Source organism: Paraburkholderia sp. BL18I3N2 (assembly GCF_003001875.1).
Classification (GTDB): domain Bacteria; phylum Pseudomonadota; class Gammaproteobacteria; order Burkholderiales; family Burkholderiaceae; genus Paraburkholderia; species Paraburkholderia phytofirmans.
The window spans coordinates 76,790-95,056 of record NZ_PVNC01000012.1; the positions used below are offsets into that span (position 1 = coordinate 76,790).

Annotated in this window: 19 protein-coding genes; 10 read left to right on the forward strand and 9 right to left on the reverse strand. The window is 60.7% G+C overall.

Translation table 11 applies throughout. From position 1 onward, the window contains the following. Positions 1 to 90: 90 nt before the first annotated feature. From B0G75_RS26550 to B0G75_RS41045, 3 genes are all read right to left on the reverse strand, one after another. On the reverse strand, positions 91 to 405 hold the full coding sequence (locus B0G75_RS26550) for a DUF4148 domain-containing protein (RefSeq protein ID WP_106313045.1): 315 nt from the start codon (positions 403 to 405) through the stop codon (positions 91 to 93). A gap of 251 nt (positions 406 to 656) precedes the next feature. Then, a complete protein-coding gene (locus tag B0G75_RS41040; protein WP_219908296.1) occupies positions 657 to 1,109 on the reverse strand; it encodes a helix-turn-helix transcriptional regulator in 453 nt (150 codons plus the stop codon). 51 nt (positions 1,110 to 1,160) lie between these two features. After that, on the reverse strand, positions 1,161 to 1,460 hold the full coding sequence (locus B0G75_RS41045; RefSeq protein WP_219908298.1) for a hypothetical protein: 300 nt from the start codon (positions 1,458 to 1,460) through the stop codon (positions 1,161 to 1,163). Between the two features lie 114 nt (positions 1,461 to 1,574). On the opposite strand from B0G75_RS41045, the gene B0G75_RS26560 reads away from it, so the two are divergent. Together B0G75_RS26560 and B0G75_RS26565 are read left to right on the forward strand one after the other, a co-directional pair. After that, a complete protein-coding gene (locus B0G75_RS26560; protein ID WP_181309350.1) occupies positions 1,575 to 1,811 on the forward strand; it encodes a hypothetical protein in 237 nt (78 codons plus the stop codon). Between the two features lie 6 nt (positions 1,812 to 1,817). Continuing rightward, on the forward strand, positions 1,818 to 2,570 hold the full coding sequence (locus B0G75_RS26565) for a hypothetical protein (protein WP_106312647.1): 753 nt from the start codon (positions 1,818 to 1,820) through the stop codon (positions 2,568 to 2,570). A 46-nt stretch (positions 2,571 to 2,616) separates the two neighbouring features. Here the strand turns inward: B0G75_RS26565 and B0G75_RS26570 are convergent, their stop codons facing one another. Then, positions 2,617 to 3,570, reverse strand: coding sequence for a LysR substrate-binding domain-containing protein (locus tag B0G75_RS26570; protein ID WP_106312650.1), 954 nt, complete (start codon positions 3,568 to 3,570; stop codon positions 2,617 to 2,619). Positions 3,571 to 3,734: 164 nt separating this feature from the next. Between B0G75_RS26570 and B0G75_RS26575 the strand changes: the two genes are divergently transcribed. The 5 genes from B0G75_RS26575 (at position 3,735) to B0G75_RS26595 (ending at position 8,458) form a co-directional block, all read left to right on the forward strand. Further along, the gene (locus B0G75_RS26575) at positions 3,735 to 4,961 is read left to right on the forward strand and encodes a M20 aminoacylase family protein (RefSeq protein ID WP_106312653.1); all 1,227 of its coding nucleotides are present in this window, start codon (positions 3,735 to 3,737) and stop codon (positions 4,959 to 4,961) included. Beyond that, positions 4,958 to 5,746 carry an ABC transporter substrate-binding protein gene (locus B0G75_RS26580; protein ID WP_106312655.1) on the forward strand — a complete coding sequence of 263 codons (789 nt, stop codon included), beginning with the start codon at positions 4,958 to 4,960 and terminating at the stop codon, positions 5,744 to 5,746. Before B0G75_RS26575 ends, B0G75_RS26580 begins: the two co-directional genes overlap by 4 nt. A 29-nt stretch (positions 5,747 to 5,775) precedes the next feature. Continuing rightward, on the forward strand, positions 5,776 to 6,465 hold the full coding sequence (locus tag B0G75_RS26585) for an ABC transporter permease (RefSeq protein ID WP_106312658.1): 690 nt from the start codon (positions 5,776 to 5,778) through the stop codon (positions 6,463 to 6,465). Then, positions 6,462 to 7,175, forward strand: a complete 714-nt coding sequence (locus B0G75_RS26590) for an ABC transporter permease (RefSeq protein ID WP_106312661.1) — start codon at positions 6,462 to 6,464, stop codon at positions 7,173 to 7,175. The genes B0G75_RS26585 and B0G75_RS26590 overlap by 4 nt, the downstream gene beginning before the upstream one ends. 95 nt (positions 7,176 to 7,270) lie before the next feature. Beyond that, positions 7,271 to 8,458 (forward strand): porin, encoded by a 1,188-nt coding sequence (locus B0G75_RS26595; protein WP_106312664.1) that lies wholly within the window; start codon positions 7,271 to 7,273, stop codon positions 8,456 to 8,458. Positions 8,459 to 8,790: 332 nt separating this feature from the next. On the opposite strand, the gene B0G75_RS26600 is transcribed toward B0G75_RS26595, so the two are convergent. The 3 genes from B0G75_RS26600 to B0G75_RS26610 form a co-directional block, all read right to left on the reverse strand. Continuing rightward, complete coding sequence (locus B0G75_RS26600; protein WP_106312667.1) at positions 8,791 to 10,269, reverse strand: MEDS domain-containing protein; 1,479 nt, start codon at positions 10,267 to 10,269, stop codon at positions 8,791 to 8,793. A gap of 313 nt (positions 10,270 to 10,582) precedes the next feature. Next, positions 10,583 to 11,443, reverse strand: a complete 861-nt coding sequence (locus B0G75_RS26605; protein WP_106312670.1) for a class I SAM-dependent methyltransferase — start codon at positions 11,441 to 11,443, stop codon at positions 10,583 to 10,585. 294 nt (positions 11,444 to 11,737) lie between these two features. Beyond that, positions 11,738 to 12,202 carry an ester cyclase gene (locus B0G75_RS26610; RefSeq protein ID WP_308705932.1) on the reverse strand — a complete coding sequence of 155 codons (465 nt, stop codon included), beginning with the start codon at positions 12,200 to 12,202 and terminating at the stop codon, positions 11,738 to 11,740. Positions 12,203 to 12,583: 381 nt separating this feature from the next. On the opposite strand from B0G75_RS26610, the gene B0G75_RS26615 reads away from it, so the two are divergent. Both B0G75_RS26615 and B0G75_RS26620 read left to right on the forward strand, forming a co-directional pair. After that, positions 12,584 to 13,639, forward strand: coding sequence for a Dyp-type peroxidase (locus B0G75_RS26615; protein WP_106312676.1), 1,056 nt, complete (start codon positions 12,584 to 12,586; stop codon positions 13,637 to 13,639). After that, entirely contained in the window at positions 13,632 to 14,435 is an 804-nt protein-coding gene (locus B0G75_RS26620) for a family 1 encapsulin nanocompartment shell protein (protein WP_106312679.1), read from the forward strand. Before B0G75_RS26615 ends, B0G75_RS26620 begins: the two co-directional genes overlap by 8 nt. An 18-nt stretch (positions 14,436 to 14,453) precedes the next feature. Here B0G75_RS26620 and B0G75_RS26625 read toward each other — a convergent pair whose 3' ends face one another. Beyond that, positions 14,454 to 15,443, reverse strand: coding sequence for a LysR family transcriptional regulator (locus tag B0G75_RS26625; RefSeq protein WP_106312682.1), 990 nt, complete (start codon positions 15,441 to 15,443; stop codon positions 14,454 to 14,456). A 345-nt stretch (positions 15,444 to 15,788) separates the two neighbouring features. Between B0G75_RS26625 and B0G75_RS26630 the strand changes: the two genes are divergently transcribed. Then, positions 15,789 to 17,216: a PLP-dependent aminotransferase family protein gene (locus B0G75_RS26630; protein ID WP_106312684.1), complete on the forward strand. Its 1,428-nt coding sequence runs from the start codon at positions 15,789 to 15,791 to the stop codon at positions 17,214 to 17,216. A 41-nt stretch (positions 17,217 to 17,257) separates the two neighbouring features. On the opposite strand, the gene cydB is transcribed toward B0G75_RS26630, so the two are convergent. Further along, complete coding sequence (gene cydB, locus B0G75_RS26635) at positions 17,258 to 18,265, reverse strand: cytochrome d ubiquinol oxidase subunit II (RefSeq protein WP_106312687.1); 1,008 nt, start codon at positions 18,263 to 18,265, stop codon at positions 17,258 to 17,260. Between the last annotated feature and the right edge of the window lie 2 nt (positions 18,266 to 18,267).

The window sequence follows — 18,267 nt, forward strand, 5'->3', positions numbered from 1 at the left end:
AACAGTGCGCCCGCGGGACGCACTAAATGGTTGAATCAAACATCGCGAGGCGTGGCCGGTACATACAGCCGCCCTCGAAGCGGACTTGAGTTACGGCTTGGCGTAAATCGCCCCAAGACCGATTATTTCCGAGTCCGACGCATGCGAGCCCGATACCGAGCGGCCGCCCGTCGCTGGGCCATAAGACGACAACGCCAAGCCGTTCTGCGCACTCACGCGTGCCTCGGCGGCTTCGATATTCTTGGGATACTGCGTTTCATCGCCCGCAGGGTTGTAACCGGCCTTCTCCAACTGCACGAGTTCCGCGCGGACCTGCGCCCGAGTGAGCGGCTGATTCGATTGCGCGAACGACAAAGCCGGGAGAGCAACGGCAGCAGCGACGATAAGCGATTGAATGACTTTCATGACTTTCACCTCGAGAAAAATGTCTTCCACGCAAACGCCCGTTTGCGTTCTGCGTTTGCGTTCTGGTTAGTAAGGCCAGTTCCGCTGGCTTGGAAGCATTAGACCCCGTGGACGTATCTGGCTTATGTCGGCAATGTCCGTTGATGAAACGTTATGTACCCTGCTACGGTGCAGATACATTGCGATACAAAGAACGGTGGCGACGCCAGGGCGCTCGCCTTCCTAAGATTGCCGATCCGGATCTGGCCGGTTCAGCTTGCCTCTGAGTCCTCGTCCATGATGAGCAGAAAGAGCGTTGCCTGGGAGGAAATGTTCAGTTTCCTGGAGAGATTGCGCCGGTGAACCTTGGCCGTGGCGGGTGACACACCCAGCTCTCTCGCCATGTTCTTGGTCGAGTGACCGGCGAGAATCATCAGCGCGACTTCGATCTCGCGATGGGTCAGCGACGCATTGGATCGCTTGCGCAGTGCCTGTTCGAAGTGAAGGCGACGGTCGCCTCCCGCGGCCGAACTCGCCGGCGGCGGCAGCACGGCAGTCTGCGCCGAGAGCGCATGGCCCATCAGCGGAAGCAACCATGCGCCGTAAAGACAGAGGGTGCCGACGTCGGCCGAGCTGAAGCGCCGCTCACTGCCCATCGACACCGACAGCGTTCCTCCCGAAGACAGCGGCGCCAGTAACTGCACCTCATCTTCGAGCACGTTCACAGAAAAATAGCGGCGAAAGTATTCGGTCTCGCGGACATGATCGGGCGCGACTTAATCCAGACAATACACGCCTGGGCTGATCGCGCCGAGACTGAATTCATAGAAAGGGTTCAGCAAATAGCCGCTGTTCAGATAGCCCTTGAACAGGTCGTCGTGCGGTGTGCGCGTTTGTGTCTCCGCGATCAACTGAGGTTTTCCGTTGGGCCAAAAGATCATCGCCACCCAGTTGTCGAAGTGGACCACTTCGCGCAACAGATCGATCAGCGCATGCCAGAACTGTTTGTCGTCCAGTTTTTCGACCAGACGTCCGAGCCGCTGATGAAATGCAACGTCCGATACCTCAAGCGGCATGTCAGTGTCCCCCTCTACCCCTAAAAGGGTAGGTCGCTCCATCGCTCTAGCCCTTCGGCCTGATTTTCACCCGTTTGCGCCGCCCCTACCATCTCAGTACCCCGGCGCATAGGCATGCGGTGGATCAACTACATTCTTCAACCGAAGGTCAGCGCGGCGATCACCAATCAGGTTTACTACCCGAACGCCAATGCTGCCGCGCGTGCTTATGTGAAACCGGCCATCCTCGACAATGAGGCGGTCTATCCTCGCGGCGAGAAGATGAAATCGCTCACGCTGTCCTTGCCTTTGCCGGCCGAAATCCTTCGCCTTCAGAATAGGCTATGGACGCAACTCAAAGCTGGGCGGTAACTTACAATGCTGTGGATGAGTCCCTCTTCCACAGCATCGACGCGAGACGTACTGACTTCCTATTTCTGGAGTGGCGATGCCATTCGCAGTCGGAGCGTGAGTGACATCGTGCTGTCGGGCACGCTCGACGTGCCTGCGCCCCCTGCTCGTGTGCTCGCGGATTGGGACAGGGAGACGTCGTCGCGCATGGTCCTCGAACCCGGTGACGTCGAGGCCATGCCGTTGGCGCGAACGCAGGTGCGCTGGCCGGACTACGCGCGCTGCGTGCGGGCAATGTCCGAGTGGACGGGCGCGCTTGGACTGCCGCAAGTGCTTGCCGCCAGCGACATTGCGCTCATGGCCTGCCGCGGCGCGAGGTATCACCATGACGGCGCGCAATATGGAGGTGCGGCCTTCTGCAATCTGTTTCTCAGCGAAGACAAGGGGCTGGATGTTCATTTCCCCGGCACAGGTCATCGCATTCCTCTGACTCGCGGCACGGCCTTGATATTCGACACTGGCCAGCCTCACGGGGTGATCCGGCGCGGCAGCAACAGGTTCAATGCAGCCGACTTCGCGCCGGATCAGGATTGCACGCAAATATTCCTGACGTGGGAGCTTCCCATCGAAGACCTTCATGTTGCGCGCGCGCTTAACGTTGTGTTCGATATCGGCATAGCCACTTCGACCCCGTTGCAAACGGATGAAGAGCAAGTCTGCGTGAATGGTGAACCGGCTATCGTCTGCGCGGAATCCGGCCGTTGGTGCAGGATTGAATGAGACGGCATCGTTGATTTGCGCTTTCCCGGTATACGGGGACGCGATATCAAACCAGTATCGTCAGGGTGTCGAACAAAGCGAGATCTTCTTTCTTCGCCGATCGTGCGTGCTTGCGGACCACCTGCAACAGGCATTCGATAAAACAATGCGCCGCGCCGCCAAGCGTACTGTTTCGGCGCGTGACAATGCTCAGTTGCCGCGAATCGAACTTCTCTTTCAGCGGCAGCGCCACCAGTTTTCCTTCAAACAAAGAAGCCGTCTGGAGGACGGCCGGGCACCACGTACACATGTCGGCACGTTCAACCAGCATCTGCAGCGTGCCTAACGAATGGGCCCGTACAATGCGGCTCGCTTCGATCTGCGCACCGTGGCGCGTGAACAGATAGTCGATCAGCGCATCCTGTCCGTCGGGCGCGAAGTTGAGAGCCCAGTCCTGGTCCAGTAGATCGTGAATCGAACGGCAGTGCTGGCGCAGATGTCCCCGGCGCACCATCACCGCCGTTTCATAGTTCAGAACCGGTTCACACGAAAACTCCTGACTTGCCGTCGACGGATGCAACTGGCCAATCACGAAGTCCATGTCGCCGGCACGTAAAAGCGGTTGCGCGACCGCCATGAGACTCTCGAACAGCTCCAGTTGAATATCGGGCATTCGCTTGCGAAACAGCAATACCGTCTCAGCCAGAAACGTCAGCGTAATCCACGGTGTCACACCGACGCTAAGCCTCCCCTCCGCTCGTCCGCGCAGTCTTGCCAGGTCGCTCTGCGCGTGTTCCAGCTGGTTGAGAACCAGCCGCGCGTGCGTCAGCAACGTCTTGCCGTACTCGGTAAAGCTGATTCCCTCCGGCGCGCGTATCAGCAGCGGCAGTTGCTCGGCGGCTTCCAGTTCGCGCAGCGCGCGCGTGACAGCGGCCTGAGAAATTCCCAATGAACGCGCGGCCGCTCTGATGCTTCCCGTTTCCGCGCTGGCGACCAAGGCCTGCAATTGATGAATCTTCACGCAACTCCCCCGACAACAAATGGTTGTCAGCATAACAAAACTGCGGCTTCACCCTCGATATTTAGCTGAATAGCATTCCGATCAATGCAGACAATCGCGCGGCCCGAAATTTGGATTGACCGGGTGCGGCGACTGGATCTGCGGGGATCCCAAGGACTTTATCGATGATTCAAGACTGCGTTTTGCCCGGCATCGCCGCTATTCAGGAAGAAATGATCGCCTTGCGGCGCCGTATCCACGCGTATCCGGAACTCGGCCTTCAGGAGGTCGCCACCAGTGAACTGGTCGCCGAATGCCTCGATAAGTGGGGCTTTCAGGTCACGCGCGCCGTCGGTAAAACCGGCGTGGTCGGCACATTGAAGAATGGACGCGGGCCGTCCCTCGGCTTGCGCGCCGATATGGACGCACTGCCCATCCACGAAACAACGGGTCTGTCCTATGCCAGCCGAAACGATGGCGTCATGCACGCATGCGGCCACGACGGGCATACGGCCACCCTACTGGCCGCTGCCAGGCATCTCGCCGAAACACGCGTCTTCTCAGGCACGCTGAACCTGATATTCCAACCGGCTGAAGAAGGCCTCGGCGGCGCACAAAAAATGATGGAGGACGGCCTATTCGAACGCTTTCCGTGCGATGCCGTGTTCGCTCTTCATAACGTTCCGGGTTATCCGGCGGGCCATCTGGGCTTCTTTAACGGCGCGTTCATGGCGTCGGCCGACACAGTCACCGTGCGCGTGGTGGGCCGCGGCGGACACGGTGCCGCGCCGGACGAGGCGATCGACCCGATCGTCGTATGCGCGTCGATCGTGACAGCGTTGCAAAGTATCGTGTCACGCAATGTGAGTCCACGCGATCTGGCCATTATCAGCGTCGGTTCGATTCATGCGGGCACCGCGTCCAATGTGATCCCTTCATCGGCGCAGATGCTGCTGACGGTCCGGGCTCTTGCGCCCGCTGTGCGCGACTTGCTCGAACGCCGGATTCACGAACTCGTGCACGGGCAGGCGGCGAGTTTCGGTGCGCAAGCGGAGATCGACTATTTCCGCTGTCATCCCGTGCTGATCAATCACCCTGCGCAAACGGACTTCGCTCGTGCGGTGGCGACGGACTGGTTCGGCGCGCAATCCGTGATCGACGACCTTGCACCCTTCACCGCCAGTGAAGACTTCGCCTGCATGCTCGAACAATGTCCAGGCAGCTATCTCGTGGTCGGTAATGGCGACGGTGAACGCGGCTGCGCGCTGCATCACTCAGGCTACGACTTCAACGACGACTGCCTCGCCGTGGGCGCCACCTATTGGGTCAAGCTCACCGAACGCTTTCTGCCCATGCGGGATCACCCGGATCACCATCATTTCAACAATGACATCGAGGAGAAGCACACATGATGAAAAAACTCGCAGCGATTTCGGTCGCTTTGGCGGTGCTGTCCGGCGGAGCTCACGCCGCCGACTGGTCAGGCAAGGAGATCCGGTTGGCGGTGGATCCGACCTATCCGCCGCTGGAGTACAAGACGCCGGACGGCAAGTTGACCGGCTTTGGCGTGGACATCGCGAATGCGCTCTGTGCAGAACTTCACGCGCGCTGCGTATGGGTCGAAACCAGCTTCGACGGAATGATCCCAGGACTGCTGGCGAGGAAGTTCGATGCGATTTCTTCGTCGATGACCATCACGCCCAAGCGCATGCAGCAGATCGCGTTCACGAACAAGATCTCCAATGCGCCCGCGCGGCTGGTTGTCAAACGCGACTCCGATCTGCTGCCGAGCGCTGCCTCGCTAAAGGGAAAACGCGTCGGCGTCGAACAGGGCACGAGCCAGGAAGATTACGCCCGGGCACAGTGGCAACGGGCCGGCGTGCAGATCGTCTCGTACCAGAACCAGGACCAGGTCTACGCCGATTTGGCGTCCGGCCGCCTGGACGCGGCATTTCAGGCGTCGATCGAGGCGAGCGACGGTTTTCTCAAGAAGCCCGAAGGCAAAGACTACAAATTTGCCGGCCCGGCGCTGGACGACCCGAAGTATTTCGGTCTTGGCGACGGACTCGGACTTCGCAAAGAGGACGTCGCGTTGCGTGATGCCTTCAATCAGGCGCTCGCTGCGGTGCTGGCCAATGGCACGTATGCGCGGATCAACCGCAAGTACTTCGACTTCGATATCTACGGTGCGAAGTGAGCCGGCCTGAGCCAGCCACAGGAGACAAAATGATACTCGGAGGATTCGGGCCGGCGCTCGTCGCCGGCACCTATGAAACGATCAAGCTCGCGCTGCTATCGCTACTCGTTTCATTTGCGCTGGGGCTGTGCGGCGCCGCAGCCAAACTATCCGGCCGTCGTTACCTCGTCCGGATCGGCGTCGCATACACGACCTTGATCAGGGCGGTGCCGGACCTCGTGCTGATGCTGCTGCTCTTTTATAGCATTCAGATGGCGCTGAACCATATCACCGATATGTTGGGCTTCGACCAGATGGATATCGATCCCTTCTCGGCGGGTGTCGTGACAATTGGCTTCATCTATGGCGCGTACTTCACCGAAACATTCCGGGGTGCGCTCATGGGCGTACCCAAGGGGCAGCTGGAAGCGGGCATGGCATTCGGCATGTCGAGCTGGCAGGTATTCTCCCGCATCCTGTTTCCGCAGATGATGCGACTGGCGCTGCCGGGCATCGGCAACAACTGGCAGGTTATCGTCAAGGCGACCGCGCTGGTGTCGATTATTGGACTGTCGGACGTCGTCAAGGTGTCGCAGGATGCAGGCAAGTCGACGCAGAATTTCTTCCTGTTCACGCTCGCCGCCGGCGCGATCTATCTGGCGATCACCACGCTGTCCAACGTGGTGCTGTGGCGACTGGAAGTGCGGTATTCAGCGGGTGTGAGGCGCGTGGCGACATGATCGATATCGTTCGTCAATATTGGCAGAACTATCTGTACACAGATGGCTTTCAGTTCACGGGGCTCGCCGTCACGTTGTGGCTCCTGGTGGCATCGCTCGGACTCGGCTTCATGCTTGCGTTGCCGCTCTCGGTGGCACGGGCATCGCGCAACCGGCTTCTGTCGACGCCGGTCTGGCTGTTCACCTATGTATTTCGAGGCACGCCGCTCTACGTCCAATTGCTGATTTGCTACACCGGACTGTACGGCTTGCATGTCGTGCATTCACACGCGCTGCTCGACGCATTCTTTCGCGATGCCATGAATTGCACGTTACTTGCGTTCGCGCTGAACGAATGCGCTTACGCCACGGAGATCTTTGCGGGAGCAATCAGGGCGACGGCATACGGAGAAATCGAGGCCGCACTCGCAGTCGGCATGTCCACATTGACCATCTACCGCCGGATCATTCTTCCTTCGGCACTGCGACGCGCGTTACCTATGTACGGCAACGAGGCGATTCTGATGCTGCACTCCACAACGCTCGCCTTTACCGCCACGATTCCGGACATTCTCAAAGTAACCCGCGACGTCAATTCGGCTACGTATGCGTCATTCGAAGCATTCGGAATTGCGGCGCTGCTGTACGCAATGATCGCTTTCGCGCTGGTCTGGATATTTCGGCAGCTCGAACGACGCCTTCTTGCATATCTGAAACCGCGAGGCGGATAACGGTACGTGATCCCTTTGATTTTCCACTATTCCGAACGGCTCGATTGGCCAATCGACAGCCGATAAAAAAACCATTTCACATTCAGGATGACGAATTGAACAAAAGAATCTTTTGCAGCGCGATAGCGTCAGTATTTGCAACGTCGGCTTTTGCGCAGAGCAGCGTCACACTCTATGGCGTCATTGATGAGGGACTCGACTTCACGAACAACGTTGGCGGAGGCCACGCGTACGAAATGACAAGCGGCTACGCCCAAGGTAGCCGTTGGGGGCTGAAAGGCACTGAAGATCTGGGTGCAGGGCTAAAAGCGGTCTTTCAGATCGAAAGCGGCTTTAACGTCAACACCGGCAAGCTCGCGCAAGGGGGTTTGGGGTTCGGTCGCCAGGCATATGTCGGTATCGAGAGCGACCGATACGGGTCGGTTACGCTCGGCCGCCAATACGACTCGGTGGTCGACTATCTTGCGCTGACAACGGCCAATGGCAACTGGGGCGGCTATCTGCTATCCCACCCGTTTGACAACGACAACACCGATAACACGTTCCGCGTAAACAACACGGTCAAGTATGCGAGCCCGGATATTGCCGGCTTTCAATTCGGCGGCGCATATAGCTTCAGCAACAGCACGGGCTTCGCCGACAACCGGCAATTCAGCGTCGGTGCGCAGTACACCTACGGCGGCCTATTGATCGCGGCTGCCTATCTGAACGCGGACAATCCCGGATCGACGTCCGGTGGCGCGATTGCCGGTTCAAGTTCGACTGTCTCCGCGGACGCGAACTTTCAGTCGGAGCGCTTGCGAATCTTCGGCGCGGGAATCAACTACACACTGGGTCCGGCGACGGCAGGCTTCGTCTATACGAACACGAACATCAGCAATCCAGCCGCGAATGTGGCCTACCTCGGCGCGCAGGAGAGTATTCAGCCGACCAGCGGCGCGCTGGCAGGCGGGACACTGACCCGCCTGAAGTACCAGAATTTCGAACTGAATGGGAAATATCAGTTCACACCGGCGTTCTATGTGGGCGCGCAATACGTCTATACGCTGGAGAACTACGATGCAACGACAGGCAGCGTACGTCCGAAGATTCACACCGTCGGCTTGATGGCGGACTATAACCTTTCGAAGCGTACCGATGTCTATGTCCAGGGCGCCTTTCAAAAGATCGCCGGCGACGCAACCGGTTCGGCGTTAGATCAGGCATACGTGCCCGGCGCGCAGGACCTGTCGTCGTCATCGAGTCAGATCGTCGTGCGGGCCGCGATCCGGCACACGTTCTAAGCGCGCGGAGGGGTTCGCGGGTGGGCCAAACCTGACTGGCCTCGCCGGCGCACATTCCGGGGCGATGCCGCCGCACGGTGGCATCGCCCATTCGATCAAACCGACAGCCTTCGACAGGGCAAGCGCGGAACGATCGAATGACGGAGGCGCTCCTCATCCAGGCGCGGCTTTGATTGCTCGCGCCGCCTCATCCAATGCCGTGGCCGTTGCAAGCGGAGCTCGGGGATTGCGTTGCCTGCTGCGGCGCTCGTCGGTCGCGCGGCCTGACGAGACGTTCAGCCATCGCGTTCGAATCGAACCGCCATTCTTCCCCGTCGAGATAGCGTGGCTCGCTATGCGGCAACACCTTGCGTAACCGGTGCGGCGCAAACCGCTTCGCCCTCTTGTGCTTCGGGCGCGGTCGTCGTGATTGGCGTGACCATCTTCGCCAGCGGCAAGCGCACCACGAAATCCGAGCCGCGGCCCAGTCCCGCGGAAAACGCTTCAACGGTGCCGCCATGGCTCGCGACGATATCGCGCACCACCGCCAACCCGAGTCCATGCCCCCTGGTGCCCAATGCGCGGCCCACAAGCCCGCGCGCGTAGGGCTTGAAGATGGTCGCAAGCTCGCCCGGCGCGATGCCGATGCCTTCGTCGCTCACGCTGATATAGCAGTAACGCCCGGCGCGCGACGCCGTTACCTTGATCGCATCCGCAGCCGCCGAATATTTGAGCGCGTTGACCAGGAGATTGACGAACACCTGGGTCAGCTTGCCGAAGTCGCCTCGCACCGGCAACGGCACGTCGCTTGCCGTCAGTTGAATCGGCGCATGATCTGGCGCGCCCGCTTCGGCTACCCGCACACAATGGGCGAGCAGATCGCCAACATCGACCGATGCAGGATTCTCGACCGTTCTCTCGCGCGACGCACATGCCAACGCGCCCGGCGCCGGGTGAACGAAACCCGCGGAACCGGCGAACCCGGCATCGTCCGGCGCCATCAATTGCTGGGCCAATTGACCAAGCAGGTTTGCCTGACGCGAGAGTAGAAGCGCGTAGCGCGTCAACTGTTCGTCATGGCCGTACTGCGTGTTCAACAAACGGGCAAGCAGGCCGAGCGGCGTGATGGCATTGCGGATTTCGTGGCCTATCGTTGCACTGATCGAGGCTTGTTTCGTTTCATCGTCACGCTCGGCAATGGCGACGACGTTCTCCGAAGGTTGCACGCCCTGGCCACTAGCGTGCGCGCGCGAATGCCCGGAAGTCTCGACGCGCGGCGCTTCGATCTTCGCATCGTGCAGGCGCTCGATGTCCTGCGCCTGCGCAGTGCGAAGCTTCTGCACGCAGTACGTGCACAAACCGATGATCGGCCGCGCAGCAAGCTTCTCCTTCAGCGAGGCTTCGTAGTCGAGCAGCGCAACCCAGTCGGTGGTTTCGTTGCAGACGGCATCGCCGGCTACCCGCAATCCTTCGAAGCCTCGCCCCAACGCATCGTTGATCGCCTTCGACCACAAGCCCACGGTGGCGCCGCCGTTAAAGCCCGTTTTGGGCGAGGCGTAAATCTGCGCGCCGTCGAGAATCTGCAATTGGCCTGCATCGATATATTCCGCGAGTGCGGGCGCGGTTCGCGTGAGCATATAGCGAGCTTTGTCGGGTCCCAGCAGCGCGGGCGCGACCCACACGGCCGCTTCGCGATTGGCGAGTCCCGCATGCAGGAAGTCCGCGGTGACGCTGAGCAATTCGCTACGCGATTCGTAGAAGTGACACAGATGGGAGCCCCAGGAGAGGGCGCCAAGCGCTGGAAAACCGCTGTTACGAGGTCCGGTGGTCATCGTTTCCCTGAAAGTGCGTGGGCCAAGAACCACAGTCGCGCCAGGGTTTAACGATGTCCCGCGCGCTCGAATATAAATGTTACGGCACCTCCCGCGTCGATCCGCCGATCCTGTCGAAGGACTGGCAGCGGATCCGCCGCGTTAGCGCTCGATATTTGGGATTCAGCCAAGATTTAAAAGTACGCGAGGGTAGGTTTTGACAGAATAGATACTTTCCCCAGGCATGTTTCCTGGCACGAATGAGTGCTTGGTCACATGGGTGTCAATTGCGTTTGGTATACGACTTCGAGACGGGCGAATTCGCTCACAGCGGCTAGGTGCTCGCTACAAGCAGTTCCTCCGCATTGTTCGGCGGACGCAGACCGTCGGTTCTGCCCGCGAAATAGCGCTGCGTCAGATCGGCCGCCGAGACGTGGCGCGCCTGCCCAAAGCCGGCTTCACGGGCGAGCGCCAGCATCTCCGGCGGAGTGAAGAAGCTGATAAAAGGTGTGCCGCTTGCTCGCGCGCCCTTCTCCGCCATCTCGAGCCCCGGACGTACCTCGGGGTCCGCCAGCTGCAGCGGGAGCAGGAAGGTCATGGCGAGCGTCGATCCCGGTGCGAGAGCCGCGACCTCGCGCAGCGTTGCCATGTTCGCGTCGCGCGTGAGGTACATACTGACGCCCGTGGAGACCACGACCGCCGGCTTGCTGGCATCGAAGCCGGCAGCCATCAATTCGTCCCGCCAGTTCCCGCCCGCTTCGAAATCGACCGGCACGAAGCGCAGCCAGTCCGGCATGCCAAAGCCGAGTTCGATCAGGCGCTGGCGCTTCCATGCCTGAGGACCCGGCGGGTCGATCTCGAACACCTTGAGGCGGGACGCGATCTCCGGCCTGCGCTGGGCGAAGCTGTCGAGCCCGGCGCCGAGGATGACGTACTGACTCAACCCTCGCCCCGCCTGTTCCACGACCAGGTCTTCGATAAATCGAGCCCGCGCCACGATCGAGGCGCGAAAGGGACGCGTGAATTGCGGGTCCATATCTCCGCGGCCACGCCAATCGTCGCCGGGAGCCAGCAGCTTGAGGCCGATTGCGTCTTCCAGCACATGCGGCGGCGGGTCGGCCTCGACATGCAGCGCGCGCCACAAGGCGACGCGCGCAGCGGTGCTGTCAGGTGCTGCATCTCGCTTCCCGTTCATGACTCTCGATCCTGTTGTGTCGTTCTCGGCCTCTATTCGCGCTCGCACGGAAACACCTGTCGCGATCCTGCCGCCCGCAACAGGCTATGATGGATGAGTGAGTATGACTAGCCGATGACGAGGGACAGCGTGTCACAGACAAGCCCTGATCGCAAGACGACGTTCAGCAAACGCCTCTTATGGTTCATTGGCTTATGGCTGCTCGGCGTCGCCGGGGCAGTACTGCTCGCGCTTCCGTTTCGGCTTCTGATCGCCGCGGCAATGCACTATCAGCATTGATGCGTTCCTTCCGCTTCAAGGCCGATCGAGTATTTTCGGCACCTGTCCAAGCTGCCGAAACAGCGATAGCCAGTCCTCGAGGTGCCAGGTTATCTCGATCAGATTTCCACGCATCTGATGGAAAGAATGAATCGCGAATTTCACATGCTTCGAACTCGCGTCGATGCCGAGCAGCTCCCCGGTTTGCGTGCCGCTGATCTCCGCGCGAACCCCTATCCGGTTGCCATGTACCAGCAAATCGAGAATTTCGACTTTCATGTCCGGCAACGCGGTCGCAATGTCATGGAAGATCTGAACCATTTGACCGGGCCCGTGCGTGGCCCCGCGAGGCTCCGGAATGTACTGCCAGTCAGGGGTGACAACCTTCGCCAATAACTCGACGCTTTTCTGCTCGAACGCTCGATAGAAGCCTTCAACCGCTTGTCGAGCCACTGCTTCGTCGGTACCTGAGGTCATGATCCGCTGCTCCTGAAGGTGCAAGTCGCCATGTTAGACCGAATCATCCCGGGCGGCTTCAGGCATTCATCGTCAGTTCGCCATCCATTTGCAATGCGAACGAATGCCGCTGCCGTTTTGCCGATCCGCCACGCCACAACGCCTTCCGAAGCCGGCACCGAGTTCACACAAATTACCGGCTCGGTATAACATCTGTGGGCGTGATGGATGTCAACCATGTCACGCATGTTGCGCCCTTCCGGCGACAAGGCAAAGCGGTACGCATGCCCGAGGAGGCCGCAACAGCGAACCTGCTTCAATCATTCAAACGAAACTCGCGCCCGCCTCCCGCATGAAATGCGTAGGCGGAACGACATGGATTCTACTGCTGTCGGAATCCGTAACGGTCTCCCAACACTCAAACCGATGCCCAACGAAACCCCGGAACCGCAAGCAATTTGTAATGACGTATCCCGCAGCGCGATCTTCATTGTCGCGACCATCGCGAACGACCGCGAACAGGAGGCCAAGGTGCGCGAATGGTGCGGCGACATTGCCGCCCTCGTGCGCGCGGTCGGCAAGCGTGTGCCTGCCGGCAATCTGTCATGCGTCTGCTCGTTCGGCTCCGATGCGTGGGACAGGCTGTTCGGCGCGCCGCGGCCCGCCTTCCTGCATCCATTCCGGGACATCGGCGAAGGCGAGCGTCGCGCGTTGGGGACACCGGGCGATTTCCTGCTGCACATCCGCGCCGATCACATGGATCTGTGTTTCGAACTCGCTACGCAGTTGCTGGGCGCGCTCGGCGACGCGGTCACCGTGGTCGATGAAGTTCACGGCTTTCGCTACTTCGATATGCGCGACATGGTGGGCTTCGTCGACGGCACCGAGAACCCGACCGGCCGCGCCGCCGACGAATACACGCTCATCACGGAAGACCCCGGGTTCGAGGGCGGCAGCTACGTCCTCGTGCAAAAGTACCTGCACGACATGGACGGTTGGAATGCGCTTTCCGTCGAGACTCAGGAGCGCATTATCGGTCGCAAGAAATTGTCCGACGTCGAACTCGACGCGGCGGTCAAACCTTCGTCGTCGCACAGCTCGCTGACCACGATCACTGAAAACGGCAAGGAAGTGAAGATCTTGCGCGACAACATGCCATTCGGCCGCCTGGGCGCGGCCGAATTCGGCACCTACTTTATCGGCTACGCGCGTTCGCCCGCGCCGATCGAGCAGATGCTGGAGAACATGTTCATCGGGCGGCCTCCGGGCAACTACGACCGGCTGCTCGACTACAGCCGCGCCGTCACGGGCGGCCTGTTCTTCGTGCCGTCGGCCACCTTGCTCGAGGAACTCGCGGACCGCGATCCGCCGAGCGTCACGGCCGCCATCGAAACACATCCGGAACCGTCCTCGCCCGTCGAGCCGCGCCACGACGGCTCGCTGAATATTGGCTCTCTCAAGGGAATCTCCCAACATGAATAACCTGCATCGCGAGCTCGCCCCCATCTCCAGCGCCGCCTGGTCGCAGATCGAAAACGAAGTGGCGCGCACCTTCAAACGCAGCGTAGCCGGCCGTCGCGTGGTCGACGTCGAGGGTCCGGGCGGAACGGAGTTGTCCGGCGTCGGCACGGGGCATCAGACCGCGATTGCCGCGCCTCAACAAGGCGTCGTGGCCAGGCTCGCGGAGGTCAAGCGCCTGGTCGAATTCACCGTGCCGTTCGAATTGCAGCGCGAGGCGATCGACAGCGTGCTGCGCGGCGCGAACGACGCCGACTGGCAGCCCGCCAAAGATGCAGCGAAAGAGCTCGCCTATGCCGAAGATCGCGCGATCTTCGACGGCTATCAGGCAGCGGGGATCGGCGGGATTCGCGAAGGCTCTTCGAATGCGCCGCTCGCGCTGCCCGCCGACATCGGCGATTATCCGCACGCAATCGGCAACGCGCTGGAAGAGTTGCGGCTTGCCGGCGTGGACGGTCCTTATTCCGTGCTGCTCGGCGCCGACGCCTACACGGCGCTCAGCGAGGCACGCGACCAGGGCTATCCGGTGATCGAGCACATCAAGCGCATCGTGAACGGCGACATCATCTGGGCACCCGCGCTGACCGGCGGCAGCGTGCTCTCCACGCGAGGCGGCGACTTCGAGTTGCACCTCGGCGAAGATCTGTCGATCGGCTATCTCAGCCACACCGACTCGGTAGTGCGCCTGTATCTGCGCGAGACGCTGACATTCCTGATGTTGACGAGCGAAGCGTCGGTGTCGTTGACGCTCGCTGAATAAGCACGGGTCGTTGCGGGCTCAGGCACGCAACGACTGCTTCGGCAGCGCGGAGTCGACGTCGTCGGCCAGCACTTCAAGGCCGCGGGCCATTTTTGAGCATTCGACGTGCGCTCTCTCGAGCATTGGCGGCGTGCACTGTTTCAACATCGTCACAATCAGGCGTACCCGCGCCGGCATCGGACGTTGCGCCTGAATCAGTATATTGACGTCGAAGGGCAGCGCCTCGAATTGCGGCAACAACCGAACCAACCGGCCGTCCGCGAACGCCTCGACGCACGCCGGCTCTTCCAGCACGCCAATGCCCGCACCCGCGACGATCATTTCATACATGGGCCGCCAATGACTGGTCTTCACGGCGGTGCGGATGGGGGCGCTCTCGACGACGCTCGCCTGGTGCCTGAGGGGCAACTGGTCCGTGCCGAACATACCCTGCATCCGAATGAACGGATGTTTGATCAGGTCGGACGGCTCGCTGATCGACCCTTGCCGGCTCAGATAGCCCGGCGCCGCAACGAGCACGCGCCCGACCTGCCCGAGTTGACGGGCGATGAACGCTCCTTCTCCGAGTTGCCCGAGACGAAAGGAAACGTCCACGCCCTCCGTTACGAGATCGACGATCCGGTCGTTCAGCACCAGCTCCAGATCCAGTTGCGGATAGGCTGCACGGACGAGCGCCAACGCCTGCGGCACGACCGTCTCGCCGAAGCAGTGAGGCGCCGCGATACGGACCGTGCCTCTGAGCGCCTGTTCGTCGTTCGACAAGTCTGCAATCGTCTGCTCGACGGCGCTCAGAATCCTCTTGCTACGCTCATAGAAGGTCACGCCTTCGGGCGTGCACTTGAACGCGCGTGCGCTACGGAGCAAAAGCCGGCAACCCAGGTACTTCTCGAGCCGCTCGATGCGTTCGCTCGCGGCGGGCTGCCCGATATTCAGATCCCTGGCCGCGCTGGAAATGCTCTCACGCTCCACCACTCTCACGTAAATGCGCATGGCTTCGAGCAGATTCATGATCCCCCTCCCCCTTTTGCGCCGGTCCTGCGTGATTCCGGCGACGAAGCGTCGGGAGGCTGATGGCATGCGTGGCTATTTCCCTTCAGATTTGCGTCTTCCATGTTTCGGCTCCAGTCTTTACACATCCAGAGGCCCTCGTAGCGGGACCCGCGAACACGCGTTCGATGGAGAAGAGAGTAAGGCTGGGTGGTCAGTCGCAGAGTGCACAAATCGGCCCGGCATGCATCAGTACAGTTCTGCTACGATCTGCGCACCAGAGGGCGGCACGTCTGCAAGAGCGCGCGCACCGCAGCGAAGCGGCCGGTATAAACCGCCGCCGAAAAACGCCAGGAAAATCGTCCGATGAATCTCTATGAGAAGCTTGCAGACGACATCGAAAAGCTGGTCCGGCAAGGCGTGTACAGCCACGGCGAACGCCTGCCATCGGTGCGGCAGACCAGCCAGCAGCATCGGATCAGCGTCACCACGGTCATCCGCGCCTACGTGTTGCTCGAAAGCCGGGGCTTGCTCACGAGCAGGCCGCAGTCCGGCTATTTCGTCAATTTCCGCGGCGACGAAGGCGAGCGGAAGTCACTCGAACTGCGGCCATCTAAACCGATTCCGATTTCGTCACCGGTCGACGTGAGCCGGCTAGTGCTTTCCACGCTGCGCTCGATCGGTACCGACGACGCGGTGCCGCTCGGCTCGCCCTACCCTGACGCGAGCCTGTTTCCTTTCGAGAAGCTCAATCGCTACGCTTACGACGCGGGACGAGGCAAGACACGGTGGGGCGTGACCGACGCGCTGCCGCCGGGCACTGCGAGACTGGTGCGCCAGATTGCGCGTCGCTACCTCGAAAACGGCATGGCGGCCGATCCGAATGAGATCATCATCACGGTCGGCGCGACCGAGGCGATCAATCTGTGCCTGCAGGCCGTCGCGAAACCAGGCGATACGATCGCCGTCGAGTCACCCACGTTCTACGCGATGCTGCACGCGATCGAACGGATGGGCATGAAGGCGATCGAGGTGTCCACGCATCCCGAGCACGGTATCGACATCGAAGCGCTTGCCGCGATCGTGGAATCGCAGACGGTCACCGCCTGCATGGTCATGCCGAACTTCCAGAATCCGCTCGGGTTTCTGATGCCCGACGAGCGCAAGCGCGAGCTAGTCGAATACCTGACGAAACGGGACATACCGGTCATCGAGAACGGTGTCTACAACGAACTGCACTTTGACAGCACCTATCCGAGCACGTTGAAGTCGTACGACACGAAGGGACTGGTACTTCACTGCGGGTCGTTCTCGAAGACGCTGACGGCAGCCTACCGGATTGGCTGGGCGATGCCGGGCCGCTATCGCGATCAGGTCGAGAAACTCAAGTTTCTGAACACGCTGACCACGCCGACGATTCCGCAATTGGCGATCGCGGAATTCCTCGAACGCGATGGTTACGAGCATCATCTGCGACGGGTTCGGAAGACCTACGCGCAGCAGGCGAACCTGATGAAGACGATCGTCTCGCGCTTCTTTCCCGAAGGCACGCGCATGTCCAACCCCGCAGGCGGCTACGTGCTGTGGATCGAGTTGCCGTCCAAGGTGGACGCGATGCGGCTCTACAAGCTCGCACTCGAGCAGGGCATCACCATCGGACCAGGCTACATGTTTTCGATCTCGGAGACGACCTTTCGGAACTTCATTCGCCTGAATTACAGCAGCCCCTGGTCAAGCGAAATCGAACAGGCAGTGATTACCGTGGGCAAGCTCGCCGCCCTGTGCGCCCGCTAGCGATCTTCTGGCCATCCGCTCCGCGCGGAACATAGCGACCCTCAGTGGTAGCCGGCGTCCCCCTCCCGCACCTTGCCGCGGAACACGCGGTACTGCATGGCGTTGTAGACGAGGATGATCGGCAGCACGATTACCGTGCCGACCAGCGTGAAGAGCTGGCTTGAATGACTCGACGAGGCTTGCCAGATGGTCAGCGAAGGCGGCACGATGTTCGGCCAGATGCTGATCAGCAAGCCGCTGTATCCGAGAAAGCACAGCGCCAGCGTGAGCAGGAACGGCATGGCTTCATGCTGCAGGCGAAGCGATCGAAAAATGCCCCACACACAGGCCAGAACAAGAATCGGCACCGGCATGAACCATCCGAGATAGCCGCTGCCGAACCACCTATGCTCGACCGCCGGCAATCCAATCACGGTCCAGAGACTCACCACGAAGATTATCCCCAGCAGCACGGCCAGCAACGGCCGCATCACCTCGCGCATCTTGCGCTGCAGTTCGCCTTCCGTCTTCAGGATCAGCCAGCCGCAGCCGAGCGTCGCATAGGTAGAAAGCACGCCGATCCCGCAGAACAGGCTGAACGGCGATAGCCAGTCAAACGGGCCGCCGGCAAAACGGTCGTCGACGATCTTGATGCCTTGCAGCAGCGATCCCAGCACGATGCCCTGGCAAAAACCCGCGAGAGCCGACCCGGCAATGAAGGCGAGATCCCACGCATGCTGGGTCCGCGTGGCCTTGGCGCGCAATTCGAAGGCTGCGCCGCGGAAGATCAGCCCCACGACCATCAGGATCAGCGGCAGATAGTTCGCCGGCAGCAGCGTCGAATAGACGACCGGGAATGCGCCGTATAGCCCCGCGCCGCCGAGCACGAGGAACGTCTCGTTGCCGTCCCAGACCGGCGCGATGGTATTGAGCATCACTTGCCGATCGCCTTTCTCTTCGAAAAACGGAAACAGCAGGCCGATGCCGAGATCGAAGCCGTCCAGCATCACATAGATGAAAACGCCGAGTCCGATGATCGCAGCCCACACTACCGGAAGATCGATTTGCATGG